We start from the raw sequence: 20116 nt of genomic DNA, 5'->3' as shown, positions 1-20116 counted from the left end.
TCAGGCCGGGTCAGGTGTTGACGCGGAGGAGGCCTTCCTGGACGACGGTCGCGACGAGCTGGCCGTCGCGGGAGAAGAAGCGGCCGGTCGCCAGGCCTCGGCCGCCGGAGGCGCTGGGCGAGGCGCAGTCGTAGAGCAGCCAGTCGTCGGCGCGGAAGCGGCGGTGGAACCACATCGCGTGGTCCAGGCTCGCGCCGTTGACGTCGTCCAGACCCCAGTACACGCCGTGCCGGGCGAGCACCGCGTCCAGCAGCGTCATGTCGGAGGCGAACGCCGCGGTGCACACGTGCAGCAGGTCATCGTCGGGCAACACGCCGTCCGCGCGCATCCACACCTGGCTGCGCGCTTCGCGCTTCCCGCTCTCGCGGCTCACCCACGGCGGGTCGGTCACGTAGCGCACGTCGATCGGGCGCGGCTGCACCTTCCCGAGCTTCTCGACCAGCGACCCGATCTGCTCGCCGTAGGTCGGCAGCGTCTCCGGGTCCGGCACGTCGGGCATCGGCTCGGCGTGGTCGATGCCGCCCTCGTCGACCTGGAAGGACGCCGACAGCGAGAAGATCGCCTTGCCGCGCTGCACCGCCACGACCCGGCGGGTGGTGAACGAACGGCCGTCGCGGGTGCGGTCGACCTCGTAGACGATCGGGATGCTCGGATCGCCGGGCCGGATGAAGTAGGCGTGCAGCGAGTGCACCCGCCGCTCCGGCGGCACCGTGCGACCAGCTGCGACGAGCGCCTGACCGGCGACCTGACCACCGAAGACGCGCACCGGCGAGGAGGCGGGGCTGACCCCGCGGAAGATGTTCTCCTCGATGCGCTCGAGGTCCAGCAGGGCCACCAGGCTGTCCAGCACCGGCTGGCCGTGGGGCATGCCGTTGACGTCCAGCGGGACGTCGCCCATCAACCGGTTCCCCGCCGGGTCTGCGGCGGCGGCTCGGGCCGCTTCGGTCACAGCGCGCTCCTCATCAGGTCTGGCACCGGGTCAAGACGGACGGGAGCGCCGGGTGGCTCCCGTCCGAATCAGCGGATCAGACGTGGTCTTCCTCGCCCAACCGGTGCACGCGGATGAGGTTGGTCGAACCGACCGTTCCGGGCGGCGAACCCGCCACGACGACGACCATGTCACCGCGCTGCGAGCGGCCCAGGGACAACATCGCCTGGTCCACCTGCCGCACCATCTGGTCCGTGGTGTCGACCTTAGGCACCAGGAACGTCTCAGTCCCCCAAGTGAGAGCGAGCTGACTCCGCACCGACTCCTCGGGGGTGAACGCCAGCAGCGGCAGCCGGGTGTGCAACCTGGCCAACCGGCGCACGGTGTCGCCGGACTGCGAGAAGGCCACCAGGGCCTTGGCGTTGAGGCGTTCGCCGATGTCGCGCGCCGCGTAGGAGATCACGCCGCGCTTGGTGCGCGGGACGTGGCTCAGCGGCGGCGGCTCCGTCGACCCGGCCTCGACCGCTTCGACGATGCGCGCCATCGTCTGCACGGTCTCCACCGGGTAGCGGCCGACGCTGGTCTCCCCGGAGAGCATCACCGCGTCGGTGCCGTCGAGCACCGCGTTGGCGACGTCGGAGGTCTCCGCGCGCGTCGGACGCGAATTGTTGATCATGGAATCGAGCATCTGGGTGGCGACGATGACCGGCTTCGCGTTCTCGCGCGCGATCCGGATCGCCTTCTTCTGCACCAGCGGCACGTGTTCCAGGGGGAGTTCGACGCCGAGGTCACCGCGGGCGACCATGACGCCGTCGAAGGCCAGCACGATGGCCTCCAGGTTGTCCACCGCTTCCGGCTTCTCCAGCTTGGCGATCACCGGGACGCGGCGGCCGACCCGATCCATCACCTGGTGCACCAGGTCGATGTCGGCCGGACTGCGGACGAAGGACAGCGCGATGAAGTCCACGCCGAGCTCCAGCGCGAACTCCAGGTCCTCGATGTCCTTCTCGGACAGCGCGGGCACCGAAACGTCCATGCCCGGCAACGAGATTCCCTTGTTGTCCGAAACCGGACCGCCTTCGGTCACCTCGCACACGACGTCGTTGTCCTCGACGCCGGTAACTACCAGCCCCACCTTGCCGTCGTCGACCAGCAACCGGTCGCCGCTCTTGGCATCGTTGGCGAGGCCCTTGTAAGTGGTGGACACCCGGTCATGGGTGCCCTGGACGTCGTCCACAGTGATGCGCACGATGTCGCCGGTTCGCCACTCGACCGGCCCGGCAGCGAACTTGCCGAGTCGGATCTTCGGTCCCTGCAGGTCGCCGAGAATGCCCACGGCGCGGCCGGATTCCTTGGCCGCCGCCCGGACCATGTCGTAGACCTGCTGGTGATCGGCGTGGCTGCCGTGGCTGAAGTTCAGCCGGGCGACGTCCATTCCGCTGCTGACGAGCTCTGCCATCTTCTCCGGTGAGGCAGTGGCAGGGCCCATGGTACAAACGATCTTGGCTCGTCGACTCACATCATGCCAGCCTAGTCTGTTGACCGTCGTGCGCAGCACGCGCCATGCCCGCAGAAGGTCCATCGGGGAGATCGTTGCTGGATCATTACAGAACGCAGCTCACCCGGATACCGTTCGGCGTCGTCGCGCTGGCGAGCCTGCTCGTCCTGTTCATGCCCGCCTCGGGCGTGCCGTCCGCGCCGCCCGGCACGGACAAGGTCGTGCACTTCGCGCTGTTCGCAGCCCTGGCCGCCACCGGCCGGATCGCCGGATTCCCGCTGGTCAAGCTGCTGCCCGCGCTGGTGGGCTACGCGGCGGCTTCGGAGGTGCTGCAGGGCCTGCTGCCGATCGGCCGCAGCTGCGAGCTGGCCGACGGCTTGGTCGACGTCGCGGGCGCGGTCGCCGGTTGCGCGGTCGTGGCGCTGGTGCGGAAGGTCAGCGGCGCTTCTTCTCGGTGATCCCGACGTGGTCGGCGCACCACTGGTTGAGCTCGCGGACGTGCGTCCACGCCTCCCGAACCCGGTCCAGGCAGCTTCGCTCGTGGAGCGCGTCGTCGGGTTCCCAGCGCTGGAAGGCGTAAAGCGTCCGGTGCTTGAGCAGGTCGAGCCTCGGGTGATCGGCGTCGAACCCGCGGGGACGGCTCTTCAACATCTCCCCCGCGATCTCCCAACCGGCGGCCGCCAGCTCGTCGAGCAGCCGCCGCAGGTGTTCGCCGTGGATCTCGGTGTCCACCGCGGTCCGGAAGCGCGCGAGCTGGTCGGACTCGGTGTGGAAGCAGCCGCCGGCGACCATCATCCCGGCGGCGCCGACCTCGACGTAGTAAGCACCGCCGCCGCGCCCCTGCTCGATCACGGCCCCGCAGTGCGTCTTGTACGGCGACTTGTCCCTGCTGAACCGCACGTCCCGGTGCGGCCGGAACACCTTCCCCGAGCCGAAACCGGGCCCGAACTCGGGCTCCAGCTCGGCGATCAGCGCCTCCATCGGAGCCCGCACGTGCTCCTTGTAGAGGGCCAGGTTGTCGCCCCAGAAAGCCTTCGAGTTGTCCGCCTCGAGCCCGTCGAAGAACTCGACAGCCCCATCCCCAAAACCCTCGAACCGCACGCCCCGACCTTATCCGCAACGGGGTCAGCGCCGGTCAGTCGCGCTGCCCGGGGATGCTGCTCCGCCAGAGCTCGACCTCGGGCACTCGCTCCAGCGTCCATCCCGGGGCGCCGTCGACCTCGACGTCGGGTTCCGGGAACGGGTGCTCGGAGGTCGCGGGGTACTGGCTGAGCCACTTCGACACGTCTTGCCGGGTCACGCCGAGCTGCCGCGCGAGACCCGATGCGCCCAGGTAGTGCTGGGCGGTCATGACGACGCCGACCCGTGCATCTCGCCCCCCGGTGAACGGACGAGGACATTGTCCGACTCCGCGGCGGACAGCACCACCGGCCGGGCGGGCAGCCCAGCCGGTGGTGCGCGTTCAGCTCAGCCGCTGGCGTGCTCCCGTCCTCGCGGAGGTGCGGATGGCGTCGAGGACGCGGTGCAGGCGCAGGGCCCGGGTGAAGTCCGGCGCCGTCTGCACTCCCGTGCGCAGGCCTTCGGCGATCTCGGCGTAGACAGCCGCGACGTTGCGGGCTTCTTGGACGGCCGGGAGCGCCTGAGGCAGTTGCACCGTCTCCCACGGGAGTCCGGGCTCAGCCGGACGACGGAGTTCGAGGTCGCTCATCTGGATCTGGGTGCCTCGCGGGTCCTCCGCTCCGGTCGAGGTGATCGCCAGGCTCCCCTCCGTGCCGATCACCTCCAGCCGGACCCGCGGGTCAGCGGCTTCGGCGTCGCGGACGTTGGCCGACAGCGTCGCTCCCGAGCCGGACCTGGCGTTCAGCACGAGGTGGTCCGGGCTGTCCACGGGCGCTTCCTGCCCCGTCTCGGCCACGACCTGGTGCGGGTGCTGCAACGCGAGGTCCGCGGACAGCTCGGTGATGCCGCCGAGCAGGTGGTCCAGCACCGACAGGACGTGCCCGCCGTGGACTTCCAGCAGTCCTGCGGCGTTGGCCGACTGCAACGTGTAGGCCGCCCACTCCGGAACCCGGCCCGCCGCGCCCTTCCCCCGTGCGCTGTGCACGGCGGCCGAGGTGATGCGCCCCAACGCGCCCTGGTCGATCAGCTCCTTCGCTCGCACGATCGCTGGCGCGCGCAACGCCTGGAGGCCGATCACGTTGTGCACTCCGGCCGACCGCGCGCCTTCGACCATGACTTCGGCTTCCTCCGCGGTGCGCGCCAACGGCCACTCGCAGTAGACGTGCTTGCCCGCGTCGAGCGCGGCCTGGACGAGCTCGAGGTGCTTGGGCACTCGCACCGTCACGACGACCAGGTCGACGTCCGGGTGATCGGCCAGCTGCCGCGCGTCCGCGAAGGCGTACGCGGCGCCGAACTCCGCCGCCGCGCGCTCGGCGCTCTCCGGACGGCTGGTCGCGACGGCGGTCAGCTCGTACTGGTCCAGGGCGCGCAACGCCGGGACGTGCGCGCGGGCCGCCCAGCCCCTATCCGGGCTCGCCCCGATGATCCCGACCTTGATCCTGTCCACAACGCCTCCCGAACTGGACTCGATGAGTCCGTTTTTCTTCGACAAAACCGGACTTGTTGAGTCCGCTTCTGCTCCGCAGCCTAACCGGACTCCGCAAGTCCGGTTGTTAGGGTTGCCCGGTGAGCGCGGTGGAGAAACTGCTCGGCGAGTCCGCACGGGCGGACGCCCAGCGCAACGTGCGGCGTCTCGTCGCCGCGGCGCGCGAGGCGGTCGCGGAGGTCGGCGTCAACGTGACGGCGCACGAGATCGCCCGCCGGGCCGGAGTCGGCATCGGCACCTTCTACCGGCGGCTGCCCTCCCGCGAGGCCCTGCTGCAGGCGGTCGTCGAGGACACCATCTACGAGATCGTCGAACTGGCCCGGCAAGCCGTGCTCGATCCCGACCCGTGGCACGGGTTCTGCACCTTCGCCGTCGACTTCGTGCAGCTGCGCGCGATGAGCTGCGGGATCAACGAAGCGCTCGGCACCGACTGCGCGCTGACCCTGGACAGCCCGCTGGCCGAGCTGCGCGAGCAGATCCGGCTGCTCGTCGAGCGCTGCCAGGAGTCGGGCGCGATGCGCGAAGACGTGCCCTGGCAGGACGTCCCGTTCGCGCTGACCTCGGTGATGACCGGCGACCGGACCATCGGGCTGCCGGCGGCGGACGACCAGTGGCGGCGGAACCTCCGCATCGTGCTCGCCGGACTGCAGGCCCGGTGAACGAAATCTTCACACTTGTGGGGCACCTGATCCGCTCTGCTGCGTGATGGGCAGGAGGGGATCTGTTCCCTTGACCACACTTCTGGGTGACGGGGCGTGAGCGGGGACAAGATCGCAGGTCAGAGGGCATTTCCGCGGTTAAGCTCGTGGCGTGGTCTCTACTGCGCGAGCCCGTGTGCGAGATCCAGCGGGCAACCTCCCGGCCGACGTCACGAGCTTCGTCGGCCGTCGTCGTGAGATCACCCTGACCAAGCGCCTGCTCGCCGAATCCCGGGTCGTCACCCTCACCGGCCCCGGCGGGGTCGGCAAGACGCGGCTGGCCATGCGGGTCGCGAACAACATGCGCCGCTCGTTCCGGGACAAGGCCTGGTGCGTCGGACTGGAGGACGTGCGCGACGGCTCGCTGGTGGTCGACGCCGTCATCGAGCAGCTGGGCATCGGCGGGCCCACTGCCGACGAGGACCTGGACACCGTCGTCGAGCAGCTCAAGAACCGCGAGATGCTGCTCGTGCTGGACAACTGCGAGCACGTGATCGAGGACGTCGCGCACCTGGTGGACGCGGTGGTGCGGTGGTGCCCGGGCGTGCGGGTGCTGGCCACCAGCCGGCAATCCCTCGGCGTCGCCGGGGAGGCCACCATGGTCGTGCCGCCCCTGCAGGTGCCCGACATCGACCACCTGCCGCCGCCGGAGGCCTACGAGCAGTTCTCCTCGGTCCGGCTGTTCGTCGACCGCGCCCGGGCCGCCGTGCCCGAGTTCGAGGTGACCACCGACAACGCCGAAGCGCTGATGCGCCTGTGCTACCACCTCGACGGCAACCCGCTGGCGATCGAACTGGCCGCGGTGCGGTTGCGCTCGCTGTCCCTGCCCCAGCTGGAAGAACGCCTCGCCGAGCGGTACGACCTGCTCACCGAGGGCCGCCGCGGCGCCCCGGCCCGGCAGCAGACGCTGCGGGCGCTGATCGACTGGAGCTACGAGCTGGCCTCCGACCAGGACCGGTTGGCGTGGGCGCGGATGTCGGTGTTCTCCGGCAGCTTCGACCTGGCCGCCGCCGAGCACGTCGCGAGCAACGGCCTGTCCGACTCCGACGTGCTGAGCGCGATCCACTCGCTGGTGGACAAGTCCGTGCTGCTGCGCGAGGAGGACGGCGGCGAGGCGCGCTTCCGGCTGCCGCACGCGCTGCGCGAGTACGGCCAGGACAAGCTCGTGGAGTTCGGCGAGCTGGACGCCATGCGGCAGCGGCACCTCGCGTGGTTCAGCGACCTCGCCGGTCGCTTCGCCGCCGACTGGATCGGCCCCGACCAGGCCGCCTGGGTGCAGCGGCTGCGCAACGAGCAGGGCAACCTGCGGACCGCGCTGCAGACCGCCGCCGCGAACCCGGACACCGCGGGCGCGGCGCTGGGCATGGCCACCGACCTCTGGCAGTACTGGGTGATCCGCGGGCTCAACGGCGAAGCCCGGCACTGGCTGGACCAGGTGCTGGCCACCACGCCGCGCGAAGTGCCCGAGCGGGTGCGCGCGCTGCGCGTCAGCGCGTGGTTCGCGCTGCTGCACGGCGACCTGGACACGGTGCAGTCGACCTTGGAGCAGGCGACGGTGCTGGCCACGCAGCGCAGCGAGGACTCCGAGAAGCCGTACCTGGCGCTGGTGCGCGGGCTCGCGGCGTTCGCGGGCAACGATCCGTCGCGGGCCGCCAACCTGGTGGAGGACGCGCTGGGCCAGTTCCGCAAGCGCGAATCCGTGGCCGGCGAGCTGTTCGCCCTGTTCGGCCTCGGCATGGTCAAGGGCCTCAACGGGGCCACCGAGCAAGGTCTCGAGCTGCTGGCCGAGTGCATCCGGCTGTCCACCGAGCACGGTGAGCTGTACTGGCGCTCCTACGCGCTGTGGGCATCGGCACAGGTCGAGGCGCAGCGCGGCGATCTGGAGCGGGCCGAAGCCGCGGCGAAGAAGGCGATCAGGTTGCAGCGGCAGCTGGACAACCGGCTGGGCATCGCGTTCAGCATCGACAGCCTCTCCTGGATCGCCCAGCAGCAGGGCAAGTACGACCGCGCTGCCCGGTTGTTCGGCGCGGCCTCGTCGGTCTGGGACGCGGTGTGCGCGGCCCCCGGCTTCTGGGCCCGCTTCGCCACCGACCACGACGAGCACCAGGCGCAGACCCGCACGGCGTTGGGCGAGGAGGCGTTCCAGGAGGCCTTCGACCGGGGCCGCCAGCTGTCCGTGCAACACATCATCGACTTCGCGCTGGAGACCAAGCGGCACGCCCGGACGCGCACCGACGAGAACGTGCACCCGATGCCGCTGACCAGGCGGGAGCGGCAGATCGCCGAGCTGGTCGCGCAGGGCAACACCAACAAGGAGATCGCCGAGAACCTGGTGATCGCCCAGCGCACCGTGGAAGGCCACGTCCAGAACATCCTGACCAAGCTGGACTTCTCCTCGCGCGCGCAGATCGCCGGCTGGGTGGCCGCGCAGCGCACCGCGGGCGAAGCCGTCTCCCGGTGAAGCACTCCTCTTGAAGCCCGCGCCGCGGGCTGCCCTGGTCAGCGCGCCCGGCGGGCTGACGTGCCGTGGGCCACTCCCCAATCGGGCAACTTTCACTTTCCGTAGTCGAACCCCCGCGTAAAGTCCGCCGTTTGGCGGAATCTAGGTACCTACGTACGTGCAAACCTCGGTGCGGGTTCACTCTCCGTCGCGGAACCTGGATACCCGTGACCCCCGAACCAAAATCCCCCGAGAACGAAATCCTCGACCACCGAGATCCGCAGCAGACCGCACGGCACCGCTGGGAGAGGGCGGTGCCGAACACGGCGAGCTGGCTGCGAGCGGCATTCCTCGGCGAGAACTCCGACCGCCAGCACCGCGTCCCCCCGAAGACGCGTGCGCTGCAGATCGGTACCGCCGCGGCCGCCTTCGGCGTGCTGGGCGCGTTCGCCGGCATCGGCGGCCCCCAGACCGAGCAGCCGCACGTCGAGAACGCGGCGATGGTCCGCCCGATCACCGAAGCCGCCCCGCTCCAGGCCAACCCCGCCCCGCAACCGGCCGCCGCCCCCCGTCCGGCGGCCGAACCGGCCCCCGCCGCGCAGCCCGCCCCCGAGGCTGCTCCGGCACCGGAGGCCGCCCCCGCCCCGGAGAAGCCGGTCGAGGAGAAGCCGGTCGACCAGATCGGCGCCTGGATCAACGACGCCGTGCACGTCATGGAGCAGAACGGCGTCCCGCGCGAGCAGATCGACGCCGACGCGATCCGCATGATCATCATGCACGAGTCCAACGGCGACCCGAACGCGACGAACAACTGGGACTCCAACGCCAGCGCAGGCACCCCGTCGATCGGCCTGATGCAGACCATCGAGCCGACCTTCCAGACCTACGCGCTGCCCGGCCACCACGACATCTACAACCCGGTGGACAACATCATCGCGGCCACCCGCTACGCGATCTCGACCTACGGATCGGTCGCCGACGTCCCCGGCGTCAGCAACGTCCGCGCCGGCGGCGCCTACGCGGGCTACTGACCCCCGTCCCCGCCCCGACGTCCCGCAAATTCAATGGAAATCAGACCTCCAATTTCCATTGAATTTGCACCCCAACACCCCGAACCCCAACACCCCGACTCCGGCACGCCGTCCCCGAACCCCGGCGCGCCGGGACCCCCGACCCGACGCACCGGCACCGTCTCGGAACCCCTCTCCCGGGACGGTGCCGGTCGTTCTGCGCTCGGCGCCGGGAACCGCAGTTTCAATTGAAACTGTGATCCGCCGTGGGTGGGATCTGCAGTTTCAATTGAAACTGTGGTCCACATCGTGGGACGGGACCGGGGAGCGAGGACCTGGGCTACCGGTTGCCGGTGGGGGTTTGGACTTCTTCCAGGAGGGTCAGAGTGCCTTCCAGGGCTTCGGCGACCAGCTCGCGCATGGCCTCCTCCGCGCGGGTGCGGTCGCCGCTGCGGATGCACTCGGCGATCTCGCAGTGCAGGCGGAGGGCGACCGGGCGCGGGCGCTCCGGCATCAGACCGGTACCGGTCCGCCAGCGCAGGAGTTCCTCGACGACCTCGTGCAGCTGGGCGAACATCTCGTTGCCCGACGCCGTCAGCACCACGCGGTGGAACTCGGCGTCGGTGGCCATGAAGGTGTCCAGGTCACCGGCGCGCGCGGTGGCGACCATCCGCTCGGACAGCGCGACCAGCCGGGCCGCGTCCTCGTCGGTGCAGCGCTGGGCGGCCGCCGCCGCGGCCATCGGTTCGACCGCGGTCCGCAGCTCGGCCAGGGTCTTCAGCTGCGCGGTCCGGTCCGCCGCCAGCAGCCAGCGGATGAGCTGCGGGTCGAAGGCGTTCCAGTCCTCGCGGGGGCGGACCACGGTGCCGACCCGCTGGCGACCGATCACCAGCCGGATCGAGGCCAGGCTGCGCACCACCTCGCGGGCGACGCTGCGGGAGATCCCGAAGCGCTGCTCCATCTCCTCGGTGCGCAGGACGCTGCCGGGCGGGTGCGTGCCGGCGGCGATCTCGTGCCCCAGCACGTCCAGCACCCTGCCGTGCAGTCCGCCGCCCATTTCGCCCCTTTCGCCGCCGTTGAACGTCCCCAACATAGGCCGCTGAGACCGCGTGACAGGCGCAACAGACATACTTAATCGGTCCACATGGCAATAAAGTCATACTTATTGCTTAGGCTGTGCCGCGCACCAGCTGCTCAACGAGGAGCCCTCCCATGCCAACCAGCCTTCCCGGCAGCATCACCGCCGTACTCGCCCAAGCTCCGCAGCCCGGGGCGTGGACCGAGCACGACACCCGCCTGCTGATCGCGGCGCTCTCCGGCATCGCCGTGATCGTCGTGCTGATCAGCTGGGCGAAGCTGCACCCCTTCCTGTCGCTGGCCCTGGGCGCCACCACGCTCGGCGTGGTCGCCGGGATGCCGTTCGGCGACCTGGTCGACACCTTCACCACCGGACTCGGCAAGACCGTCGGCGACGTCGGCCTGCTGGTCGCGCTCGGCGCGATGCTCGGCAAGCTGCTCACCGACACCGGCGGCGCCGAGCGGATCGTGGAAACGGTCCTGCGCCGCACCACCGACCGCACCCTGCCGTGGGCGATGGTGTTCATCGCCGCACTGCTGGGCCTGCCGATGTTCTTCGAGGTCGGCGTCGTCCTGCTGGTCCCGGTGGTGGTCATGGTGGCCAGCCGCTCCCAGCAGCCGATGCTGCGGATCGGCATCCCCGCCCTGGCCGGTCTGTCGATCCTGCACGGCCTCGTGCCGCCGCACCCGGGCCCGCTGGCCGCGGTGGACGCGCTGAACGTCGACCTGGGCATCACCCTCGCGCTCGGCGTGCTCGTCTCGATCCCGACCGCCATCATCGCGGGCCCGCTGTTCGGTTCGTTCATCGCCAAGCGCGTGCAGCTGCCCCCGGCCACGCACCTGCTCGGCAAGTCGCCGACCGAGACCGCGCCGGAGAAGCGCCCCAGCTTCGCCGCCGCGGTGGCCATGCTGCTGCTGCCCGTCGTGCTCATGCTCGGCAAGTCCGTGGCCGAGCTCGCGCTGGCCGAAGGCAGCTTCGGCTACAAGGTGCTGCACACCATCGGCACGCCGGTCGTGGCCATGATGCTGACCGTGCTGATCGCCATCGTGGTGCTCGGCACCGGCGCCCGGTTCAGCCGCAGCCGGCTGTCCGAGGTGGTCGGCGGTTCGCTGCCCGCGATCGCCGGCATCATCCTGATCGTCGGCGCCGGCGGTGGTTTCAAGCAGACCCTGGTCGACTCCGGGGTGAACAACATGATCACCGACCTGGCCAGCGGGGCGCACCTCTCGCCCCTGGTGCTGGGCTGGCTGATCGCGGTCGGCATCCGGGTCGCCACCGGGTCGGCGACCGTGGCCACCATCTCCGCGGCCGGGATGGTTGCGCCGATGGTGATGGGCCTGCCGCCCGCTCAGGGTGCGCTGGTCGCGCTGGCCATCGGCTCCGGCTCGCTGTTCCTCTCGCACGTCAACGACGCGGGGTTCTGGCTGGTCAAGGAGTACTTCGGGATGACCGTCGGGCAGACCCTGAAGACCTGGTCGGCGATGGAGACCCTGCTCTCGGTGGTCTCGTTCGCCGTGATCCTGGGCCTGTCGACCGTCGTGTGACCGCAGGGGTCGTGGGCGCGCTGGAACCGGTTTTCGCGCTCACGACCCCTTCTCCGTCGCGCGGTATATTGGTGGGTCGGGCCGACCGGAGTCGGGCTTTCCCCATCCCCCACGTACTGAGGTGGCGCAGTTGTCCAACGCCCGATCCGATCGGGATGCCGTTCGCGCGCAGGAGATCGCAGTCGAGCAGCAGTACCTCACCGTGCTGTACGACAAGCTGGACGCCCTGCGCCAGGAGACCACGCAGCGGTTGAAGGACACGCTGCGCGACAGCGGTGGTCCGCCGCAGGCGCGCACCGAGCGCGACATCTCCACCCGGATGTACACCGACAAGCTCACCCAGCTCAGCGCGGTGGAGCACGGGATGTGCTTCGGACGGCTGGACCTGGACACCGGTGAGACCTTCCACGTCGGCCGGCTCGGGTTGTTCGACGAGGACAACGAGTACGAGCCGCTGCTGCTGGACTGGCGGGCCCCCGCGTCCCGGCCGTTCTACCTGGCCACCGCCGCCGCGCGGGACGGCGTGCGCCGCCGGCGGCACCTGCGCACCAGCTGGCGCAAGGTCCTCGACTACGAGGACGAGGTGCTCGACCTCGACGCCGCCGAGCAGGGCAGCGACCTCGGGCTGGCCGGTGAGGCCACGCTGCTGGCCCGGCTCGACGCCCGCCGCACCGGGCAGATGCAGGACATCGTCGCCACCATCCAGGGCGAGCAGGACCAGATCATCCGCGCGGGCATGAACGGCGTGCTGGTCGTGCAGGGCGGGCCGGGCACCGGCAAGACCGCCGTGGCGCTGCACCGCGCGGCCTACCTGCTCTACACGTTCCGCGAGCAGCTGTCCAAGCGCGGCGTGCTGGTCGTCGGCCCGAACGAGACGTTCCTGCGCTACATCGGGCAGGTGCTGCCCTCGCTCGGCGAGACCGGCGTGCTGCTGTCCACTGTGGGCGGTCTGTACCCCGGGATCACCGCCACCGGCGTGGAATCCGCGCGGGCGGCGGAGATCAAGGGCCGCGAGCGCATGGTCGACGTGCTCGTCGCCGCGGTCCGGGACCGCCAGCAGGTGCCCGCCGACCACGTCGAGGTCACCTTCGACCGCGAACCGCTGCGCATCGACCGCAAGACCGCGACGCAGGCCCGCACCCGCGCCCGCCGCGCCCGCAAGCCGCACAACCTGGCGCGCCGGATCTTCCGCAACGAGATGTTCTCCGCGCTGACCCTGCAGGTCGCCGACCGGCTCGGCCGCGACCTGCTCGACCGGCGCGACCTGGACGAGATCAACGTGGAGCTGCGCGCCGACCCGTCGGTGACCGGCGCGCTCGACGAGCTCTGGCCGGAGATCACCCCGCAGCAGCTGCTCGACGAACTGCTCAGCTCGCCGGAGCGCCTGGCCACCGCCACCCGCAAGCACCTCGACGACGACGAGCGCGAGGAACTGCTGCGGGACTCGGGCACGCCGTGGACCCCGGCCGACGTGTCGCTGCTGGACGAGCTCGCCGAGCTCCTCGGCGAGGACGACGCGCAGGCCCGCGCCGAACGCGAGGCCCAGGAGCGCGAAGAACTCGCCTACGCGCAAGGCGTTCTGCACATCATGGAGCAGGACGAGGAGATCGCCGACGAGGAGCGGCTGCGGGTGTCCGACGTGCTCGACGCCGAGCTGCTCGCGGAGCGCTTCCGCTCCCGCAGCGATCTGACCGCGGCCGAGCGCGCCGCCGACGACCGCACCTGGACCTTCGGGCACGTGATCGTGGACGAGGCGCAGGAGCTGTCGCCGATGGCGTGGCGGGTGCTGATGCGCCGCTGCCCGAGCCGGTCGATGACGCTGGTCGGCGACGTCGCCCAGACCGGGGCGCTGGCCGGCGCGAACGCCTGGCACGACGTCCTGCACCCGTACGTCCAGGACCGCTGGAAGATGGTCGAGCTGACCGTCAACTACCGGACCCCGGCCGAGATCATGGACATCGCCGCCGACGTCCTGTCCGAAATGGACACCGACCTGGAGGCGCCGACCTCGGTGCGCACCAGCGGCCACCAGCCGTGGGCCCGCCGCGTCGACGACCTGGCGGCGGAGCTGCCGGAAGCGGTGTCGGCGGAGCTGCGCGAGGTCGCCGACGGCCGCCTCGCGGTGCTGATGCCGCCGCAGGTGTTGGCCGGGATCGGCCCGCAGCTGGCGGATGCCCTGCCCGAAGCTGCGATCGGCACCCGCGCCGACGACCTCGACGCCCCGGTGGCCCTGCTGACCGTGGAGCAGGCCAAGGGCCTCGAGTTCGACGCGGTGCTGGTGGTGGAACCGACGGCGATCGCGGAGGAATCCGAGCGGGGCCTCAACGACCTCTACGTGGCCCTGACCCGAGCAACCCAACGCCTCGGAGTCCTCCACACCGACGAACTCCCGGAAGCACTGCGCGGGATCGGCTGAGCCCATCGAGGGCTGCTGTCCGCCCGGCCTCCGCAGCTGGAACAGTTGGCCGGGTGATCTCCGAGCTCGCGCAGCGCCTCCGGGCACTCGGTCACGACGGTCTGCTGGCGCTGCTGAAGAACCGTCCGGAAAGCGTGCTCGCAGGAGCTCGTTCCCTGCAACGGCTTGCGGCCGTGCTCAACTCCCCCGGCGCGGTGGAATCCGCATTGGAACGGCTCGACGCCGGCTGCCACGAGGTGCTCCGCGCGCTGTGCGCGCTCGGCGACGGCTGCACCCGCGAGCAGGTCGAGCAGGTGCTCGGCGGTGGCGCCGAACTCGACCGCGCGCTCCGGGAACTGGCGGAACGCTTCCTCATCCAGCTCGACGAGCACGGTTCGATCCAGCTCGCCGCGCCCCTGCGCACCCTCCGCACCGCAGGGCTGGGCCGCCCGATCGCGAAGCTCCTGAACGCCCACGCCAGCACCACCGTCCGCGGCATCGCCGAAGCGCTCGGGCTGGAGCGGGCCAGCACGAAGGCCGACACGATCCTGCGGATCGCGGAGTTCGTGCAGGATCCCGCGCAGGTGTCCGCAACGCTGGCCAAAGCTCCCGGTTCGACCGCGGAAGTCGCGATGGAACTGGCCCGCGACACCTCCGGGGCCTTCGCCTTCCCCGGAGAGCCCACAGCGGTGCGGTGGATGATCAGGCGCGGCTTCCTGATCAGCGCGGACCAGTGCCGCACCGACCGCGGACCGTTCGAGATGCCGCGCGAGATTGGGCTGGCGCTGCGCGAATCCGATGACCGCGCGGCGCTGCGGCCGCCTCCCCCTGAGCCGCCCACCAACGTGGTCGACCCCGCCGAGGTCGACAAGGCGGCGGCGCTGGCCGCGACCAGTTTCGTCGATGGCGTGGCCCGGCTGCTCGATCATTGCGCGACCGATCCGCTGGCGATGCTACAGAACGGCGGAGTCGGTTTGCGGGTCCTGAAGCAGCTCGCGAAGGTCCTGAAGACCGATCAGCACGAGATCCGGCTCTGGTTGGAGACCGCCGCCGCGGCCGAGCTGCTCAGCCTCGACGATGCGGGCCACCTCGTCCCGTCGAACCTCGCCGACGACTGGCAGCGGTTGGCACCGGCGAAGCGCTACGTCTGGCTGGGACGCACGTGGTGGGAGCAGCCTGCCGCCGCGATGTTCAGCAAGGTCGTGGACAAGCCCGGTCCAGCGATGCTGCCCGGTGACAGTGCTCTCGACCGAGCGCTGCGCATCGACCTGGTGACCGAGCTCGCGGCCTTGGAACCCGGCGCAGCGCTGGACGAACCGGGCCTGCTGAACGAGAAGCTGGCCTGGAAGCGACCGATGATCTATCGCAGCGCCGCCGACCTGGTCGATCCGATGCGGGTCAACTGGGCTGAAGCCGAGGCGGTCGGTGCGGTCGCCCGCGACGCGCTGTCGACGCTGGGCCGTTGCTTAAGCGACGACCAGGCGTTGCTGGACGCAGCGCTCCGACTGCTTCCCCGAGCGGAGGAAACGGTGCTGCTGCAAGCGGATCTGAGCGCAGTCGTGGCGGGCACGCCGAGCGGGGACGTCACCTCCACGCTGAACCTGATGGCCGAGCCGGAAGGCCGGGACACCGCATCCACCTGGCGGTTCAGCCCGGATTCCGTGCGCCGCGCGATGGATCAGGGGTACTCCGCCGAGGATCTCCTGGGACGGCTCGCCGAGATCTCCCGCGCTGATGTCCCGCAGCCGCTGGAGTACCTGATCAAGGACGCCGCACGGCGGTTCGGGCAGTTGCAGGTGCGCAGCGTGCGGTGCTGCGTGCTCGGGGACGAAGCCCTGGTGCTGGAGGTCAGCAGGCACCGCGCGCTGCGCGAGCTGTCGCTGCGGGTCCTGGCGCCGACCGTGCTCGCGTCGGGCAAACCACCCGAGGAAACCCTGACGGCATTGCGGAAGGCGGGGTACTCCCCGGTGCAGCAGGCGGACGACGGCACCGTCGTGATCGAACGCGCCGTGGCCACCGACGATCGTCCGCCGGTTCTCGTGGCACAGCCGCACTACCTGGACCCGGCGCCGGACCTGCCGGACGAAGCCGAGCTCCGCGAAGTGGCCATGCACCTGCTGGCGCAGCCGGACGACGTCGCACGACCTCCGGTCATGGTGGACCTGGTGGAGAACACACCGGCCAACGTGGGCCGGATCCTCGCCGAACGGGCCGCCGGGCTGTCCGACCTCGAACTCGAACTGCTCGAAGAGGCGTTGGCGACCGGAACCGACCTGGAGATCTCGTATCGGGACCAGCGGGGCAGCTGCACGACCCGCGTCATCACACCGCACTTCATCGCGGGGGAATACCTGGAGTCCTACTGCCACCTGCGGGACGACGACCGCCAGTTCCGCCTGGACCGGATCCGCGCCGTCTCCCCGCTGAAACGCCGCCCGACTCGATGAGCCCGGGTGGCCTGGTCAGGACCCGTGAGTACTTTGGGTTGCTATAGCCACCCAAAGTGCTCACGGGTCTTGGGCGGCGTCAGCGGAAGATCGGGGCCGCGTAGTGGGCCAGGGCCGCCGTGAGCTTTTCCTTGTCCTCGCGGATGTCGTCGACGTCGATCAGGCGGTAGCCGGTCCAGCCGTCGTGCTGGAACATCCGGTCCTGCGGCACACCGGGGTTCGCGCCGCCCTGCGGCCACACCACCAGGTAGGTCGCGGTGCCCTTCTCGCCCTTCGGCTTGGGCAGTTCCTGGACCGCGACGCGCGCGATGTACTGCCAGCCCAGCGCGATCCGCACCTTGTCGGCGGGGTGCTCCAGCAGGATCCCCCGCTCGTCGATGCGCATCGTGAACGGCCGGAAGCTGTTGATCAGCAAGATGATTCCGACCACCACCAGCACCGGAGCCCCGAAGAACAAGAACGGGATCCGGCCGCCCTCGCTGAACCAGCCGATCACCAGCGCCGTTCCCACCACGCCCAGAACGATGGCGATGATCGCCGTGATCAGGCCGAGCGCGCTCTTGCGGAAGTCCACAATTCCCCCAAAAAACACTTGCGGTACAACAACTCCGGCCCAACCGGGCCGCGCAAGATCCTAAGCAACGCACCCGCCCCGAACGGACCGGTTCCGCGAAGGACGACCCATCTCACAAGGAAGGGCGCTTTCGCGCGGAGTTGCCGAAAGCGCCCTTCGCAGCGGGAATCAGACCGCGAGCGGCAGTGCCGTCGGGTGGACCGGGGACGGGAGCTGGGAGGAGCCGGTGAGGTAGGCGTCCACCGCGTTGGCCACCGAGCGACCCTCCGCGATCGCCCACACCACCAGGGATGCTCCGCGGTGGGCGTCGCCGCAGACGAAGACGCCCGGGGACTTGGTCTCCCAGTTCGAGCCGCAGCCGATCGTGCCCCGCTTGGTCAGGTCGATGCCCAGGCCGTCCAGCAGCGGCATGTGCTCGACCCCTTCGAAGCCGATCGCCAGCAGCGCCAGGTCGCAGGGCAGCTCTTCGGCCTCGTCGGAGACCGGAACCACCTGGCGGCGGCCGTTCTCGTCGCGCTGGACCTTCACCTCGCGGAGGCGGACCGCGCGGACGTTGCCCTCGTCGTCGCCGACGAACGACTCGATCGCCACCGCGAACTTGCGCTCCCCCGCCTCCTCGTGCGCCGGGTAGGTGCGCAAGATGTAGGGCCAGGTCGGCCACGGGGAGCGGTCGTCGTCGCGGGTCGTCGGCGGCTGCGGGTAGTTGTCCAGCTGGGTCACCGACAGCGCGCCCTGGCGGGTCGCGGTGCCGTAGCAGTCCGCTCCGGTGTCGCCGCCGCCGAGGATGATGACGTGCTTGCCCTGCGCCGAGATCGATGTCGGGCCGTCGCCCTCGCACTCCTTGTTCGCCGGGACCAGGTGCTCCATGGCCAGGTGCACGCCCTTGAGCTCGCGGCCCGGGATCGTCGTGTCATCGCGGCCGCGCAGCGCGCCCACCGCGAGCACCACGGCGTCGTAACCGGCCCGCAGGTCCTCGACGGTCAGGTCCACGCCGACCTCGCAGCCGGTGATGAACTTCGTGCCCTCGTCGCGCATCTGCGCCAACCGCCGGTCCAGGACGGACTTCTCCATCTTGAACTCGGGGATGCCGTAGCGCAGCAGCCCGCCGATGCGGTCGTCGCGCTCGTAGACGGTCACCTCGTGCCCGGCGCGGGTCAGCTGCTGGGCAGCCGCCAGCCCACCCGGCCCGGAACCGACCACGGCCACCCGCTTGCCGGTGTGCGCCTCGGTCACCTGCGCGGTGACGTACTCGTTCTCCCAGCTGACCTCGGCGATGGTCTCCTCGACCCGCTTGATGGTCACCGCGCCACCGGCCTCCGGGGAGATCGCCAGCACGCAGGCCGCCTCGCACGGTGCGGGGCACAGCTTGCCGGTGAACTCCGGGAAGTTGTTGGTGGCGTGCAGCCGGTCGCTGGCCGCCTCCCACTGGCCGCGGCGCACCATGTCGTTCCACTCCGGGATCAGGTTGCCCAGCGGGCAGCCGGCCGAACCGGAGTGGCAGAACGGGATGCCGCAGTCCATGCACCGCGACGCCTGCTCCGCGACCTTCGCGCTGCGGTCCTCAGTGGACAGAGCGGCGTAGACCTCGTGCCAATCGCCCAACCGGTCGTCGACGGGACGCTTGGGGGCGTCGGCCCGGGTGTGCTTCAGGAATCCCCTCGGGTCAGCCACGGGAAGCCTCCATGATCGCCTCGTCGATGTCCCGGCCCTCGATCTTGGCCATCCGCATGGCCTCCAGGACCCGCTGGTAGTCGCGCGGCATCACCTTGCTGAACGCCGCCGATCGCCGCGGCCAGTCGCCCAGCAGCGAGGCCGCCACCGCCGAACCGGTCAGTTCGTAGTGCCGCTGCACGGTCTCCTGCAACCACTTCAGCTCCTTGGCGCTGGGCCGCTGCAGGTCCACCATCGCGGTGTTCAGCCGCACCGGGTCCAGGTCCAGCACGTAGGCGATACCGCCCGACATGCCGGCGCCGACGTTGCGGCCGGTGCCACCCAGCACCACCGCGCGACCGCCGGTCATGTACTCGAAGGCGTGGTCACCAACGCCCTCGGAGACCAGCAGCGCACCGGAGTTGCGGACGCCGAAGCGCTCGCCGACCCGGCCGCGCAGGAAGACCTCGCCGCTCGTCGCGCCGTAGCCGATCACGTTGCCCGCGATCACCTGGTTCTCCGCGGCGAACGCCGAATCCGGGTGCGGGCGCACCACGATCCGCCCGCCGGACAGGCCCTTGCCGACGTAGTCGTTGGCGTCGCCGACCATGTCCAGCGTGACGCCCGGCGGCAGGAACGCGCCCAGCGACTGACCGGCCGAGCCGGAGAGCTCGACGTGGATGGTGTCGGTGGGCAGGCCCTGACCGCCGTAGCGGCGGCTGACCTCGGCGCCCAGCAGCGTGCCGACGGTGCGGTTGACGTTGCGCACCGGCAGCTCCAGCTTGACCGGGCGGGCGTCCTCCAGCGCCGCCTCGGCGAGCTGGATCAGCGTGCGGTCCAGCGCCCGGTCCAGGCCGTGGTCCTGCTCGCGGACCCGGCGCCGCACCGACGAGTACGGGGTCTGCGGCTCGGCGAACACCGGGGTCAGGTCCAGGCCGCGGGCCTTCCAGTTCTCCACCGCCTCGTCCACGCCGAGCGCGGAGACCTGGCCGATCGCCTCGTCCAGGGTGCGGAAACCGAGCTGCGCCAGGTATTCCCGCACCTCCTGGGCGACGAACTCGAAGAAGTTCACCACGTGCTCGGCCTGGCCGGTGTAGCGCTTGCGCAGCTCCGGGTTCTGGGTGGCCACGCCCACCGGGCAGGTGTCGAGGTGGCAGACGCGCATCATCACGCAGCCCTCGACCACCAGCGGAGCACGTGGAGGAAGTTGGCCAGCCCGACGAACTCGTAGCCGGCATCCCGGTCCAGC

The 20116-nt window shown here is 70.5% G+C and carries 16 protein-coding genes; 7 read left to right on the top strand and 9 right to left on the bottom strand.

Annotation, left to right across the window (positions count from 1 at the left end; translation table 11 throughout):
* Positions 1–10 precede the first annotated feature (10 nt).
* Both tesB and pyk read right to left on the bottom strand, forming a co-directional pair.
* A complete protein-coding gene (gene tesB, locus ABTZ89_RS08545) occupies positions 11–949 on the bottom strand; it encodes an acyl-CoA thioesterase II (RefSeq protein WP_351041856.1) in 939 nt (312 codons plus the stop codon).
* A 76-nt stretch (positions 950–1025) separates the two neighbouring features.
* Positions 1026–2447 (bottom strand): pyruvate kinase, encoded by a 1422-nt coding sequence (gene pyk / locus ABTZ89_RS08540; RefSeq protein WP_270953580.1) that lies wholly within the window; start codon positions 2445–2447, stop codon positions 1026–1028.
* Between the two features lie 74 nt (positions 2448–2521).
* Here pyk and ABTZ89_RS08535 point away from each other — a divergent pair, with 74 nt between their 5' ends.
* Positions 2522–2884: a VanZ family protein gene (locus tag ABTZ89_RS08535; RefSeq protein ID WP_270953572.1), complete on the top strand. Its 363-nt coding sequence runs from the start codon at positions 2522–2524 to the stop codon at positions 2882–2884.
* On the opposite strand, the gene ABTZ89_RS08530 is transcribed toward ABTZ89_RS08535, so the two are convergent.
* From ABTZ89_RS08530 to ABTZ89_RS08520, 3 genes are all read right to left on the bottom strand, one after another.
* Entirely contained in the window at positions 2862–3527 is a 666-nt protein-coding gene (locus ABTZ89_RS08530) for a DUF2461 domain-containing protein (RefSeq protein ID WP_351041852.1), read from the bottom strand. The genes ABTZ89_RS08535 and ABTZ89_RS08530 overlap by 23 nt on opposite strands.
* A gap of 34 nt (positions 3528–3561) precedes the next feature.
* Positions 3562–3777, bottom strand: coding sequence for a helix-turn-helix domain-containing protein (locus ABTZ89_RS08525; RefSeq protein ID WP_270953575.1), 216 nt, complete (start codon positions 3775–3777; stop codon positions 3562–3564).
* 111 nt (positions 3778–3888) lie between these two features.
* Positions 3889–4992, bottom strand: coding sequence for a Gfo/Idh/MocA family protein (locus ABTZ89_RS08520; protein WP_351041849.1), 1104 nt, complete (start codon positions 4990–4992; stop codon positions 3889–3891).
* Between the two features lie 119 nt (positions 4993–5111).
* Between ABTZ89_RS08520 and ABTZ89_RS08515 the strand changes: the two genes are divergently transcribed.
* The 3 genes from ABTZ89_RS08515 to ABTZ89_RS08505 all read left to right on the top strand — a co-directional run bounded on the left by ABTZ89_RS08515 (position 5112) and on the right by ABTZ89_RS08505 (position 9200).
* Positions 5112–5690, top strand: coding sequence for a TetR/AcrR family transcriptional regulator (locus ABTZ89_RS08515; protein ID WP_270953577.1), 579 nt, complete (start codon positions 5112–5114; stop codon positions 5688–5690).
* A gap of 175 nt (positions 5691–5865) precedes the next feature.
* A complete protein-coding gene (locus ABTZ89_RS08510) occupies positions 5866–8190 on the top strand; it encodes a LuxR C-terminal-related transcriptional regulator (protein ID WP_270953578.1) in 2325 nt (774 codons plus the stop codon).
* Between the two features lie 293 nt (positions 8191–8483).
* Complete coding sequence (locus ABTZ89_RS08505) at positions 8484–9200, top strand: transglycosylase SLT domain-containing protein (RefSeq protein ID WP_351041844.1); 717 nt, start codon at positions 8484–8486, stop codon at positions 9198–9200.
* Between the two features lie 319 nt (positions 9201–9519).
* Here the strand turns inward: ABTZ89_RS08505 and ABTZ89_RS08500 are convergent, their stop codons facing one another.
* Positions 9520–10236, bottom strand: coding sequence for a FadR/GntR family transcriptional regulator (locus ABTZ89_RS08500; RefSeq protein WP_270954654.1), 717 nt, complete (start codon positions 10234–10236; stop codon positions 9520–9522).
* A gap of 179 nt (positions 10237–10415) precedes the next feature.
* Here ABTZ89_RS08500 and ABTZ89_RS08495 point away from each other — a divergent pair, with 179 nt between their 5' ends.
* From ABTZ89_RS08495 to ABTZ89_RS08485, 3 genes are all read left to right on the top strand, one after another.
* On the top strand, positions 10416–11801 hold the full coding sequence (locus ABTZ89_RS08495) for a GntT/GntP/DsdX family permease (RefSeq protein WP_408642004.1): 1386 nt from the start codon (positions 10416–10418) through the stop codon (positions 11799–11801).
* A gap of 130 nt (positions 11802–11931) precedes the next feature.
* Positions 11932–14217 (top strand): HelD family protein, encoded by a 2286-nt coding sequence (locus ABTZ89_RS08490; RefSeq protein WP_351041840.1) that lies wholly within the window; start codon positions 11932–11934, stop codon positions 14215–14217.
* A gap of 53 nt (positions 14218–14270) precedes the next feature.
* On the top strand, positions 14271–16643 hold the full coding sequence (locus ABTZ89_RS08485) for a helicase-associated domain-containing protein (RefSeq protein ID WP_351041837.1): 2373 nt from the start codon (positions 14271–14273) through the stop codon (positions 16641–16643).
* 79 nt (positions 16644–16722) lie between these two features.
* On the opposite strand, the gene ABTZ89_RS08480 is transcribed toward ABTZ89_RS08485, so the two are convergent.
* The 3 genes from ABTZ89_RS08480 to ABTZ89_RS08470 form a co-directional block, all read right to left on the bottom strand.
* Positions 16723–17217: a hypothetical protein gene (locus ABTZ89_RS08480; protein WP_270947105.1), complete on the bottom strand. Its 495-nt coding sequence runs from the start codon at positions 17215–17217 to the stop codon at positions 16723–16725.
* 168 nt (positions 17218–17385) lie between these two features.
* Positions 17386–18888: a glutamate synthase subunit beta gene (locus tag ABTZ89_RS08475; protein WP_270947104.1), complete on the bottom strand. Its 1503-nt coding sequence runs from the start codon at positions 18886–18888 to the stop codon at positions 17386–17388.
* Positions 18881–20116 (bottom strand): GltB/FmdC/FwdC-like GXGXG domain-containing protein (locus ABTZ89_RS08470; protein ID WP_351041834.1); only part of this gene is annotated, 1236 nt, incomplete at its 5' end. The genes ABTZ89_RS08475 and ABTZ89_RS08470, both read right to left, overlap by 8 nt.

The sequence above is a fragment of the Saccharopolyspora sp. NPDC002686 genome (assembly GCF_040295745.1).
In the GTDB taxonomy this organism is placed as follows: domain Bacteria; phylum Actinomycetota; class Actinomycetes; order Mycobacteriales; family Pseudonocardiaceae; genus Saccharopolyspora; species Saccharopolyspora oryzae.
The sequence above is the reverse complement of the archived record's forward strand: the minus strand, read 5'-3'. Positions and strand labels throughout refer to the sequence as shown.

Coding starts and splice junctions, on each gene's coding strand:
- ABTZ89_RS08525 (WP_270953575.1), bottom strand. CDS start 3,777: ATGACCGCCCAGCACTACCTGGGCGCATCGGGTCTCGCGCGGCAGCTC.
- ABTZ89_RS08500 (WP_270954654.1), bottom strand. CDS start 10,236: ATGGGCGGCGGACTGCACGGCAGGGTGCTGGACGTGCTGGGGCACGAG.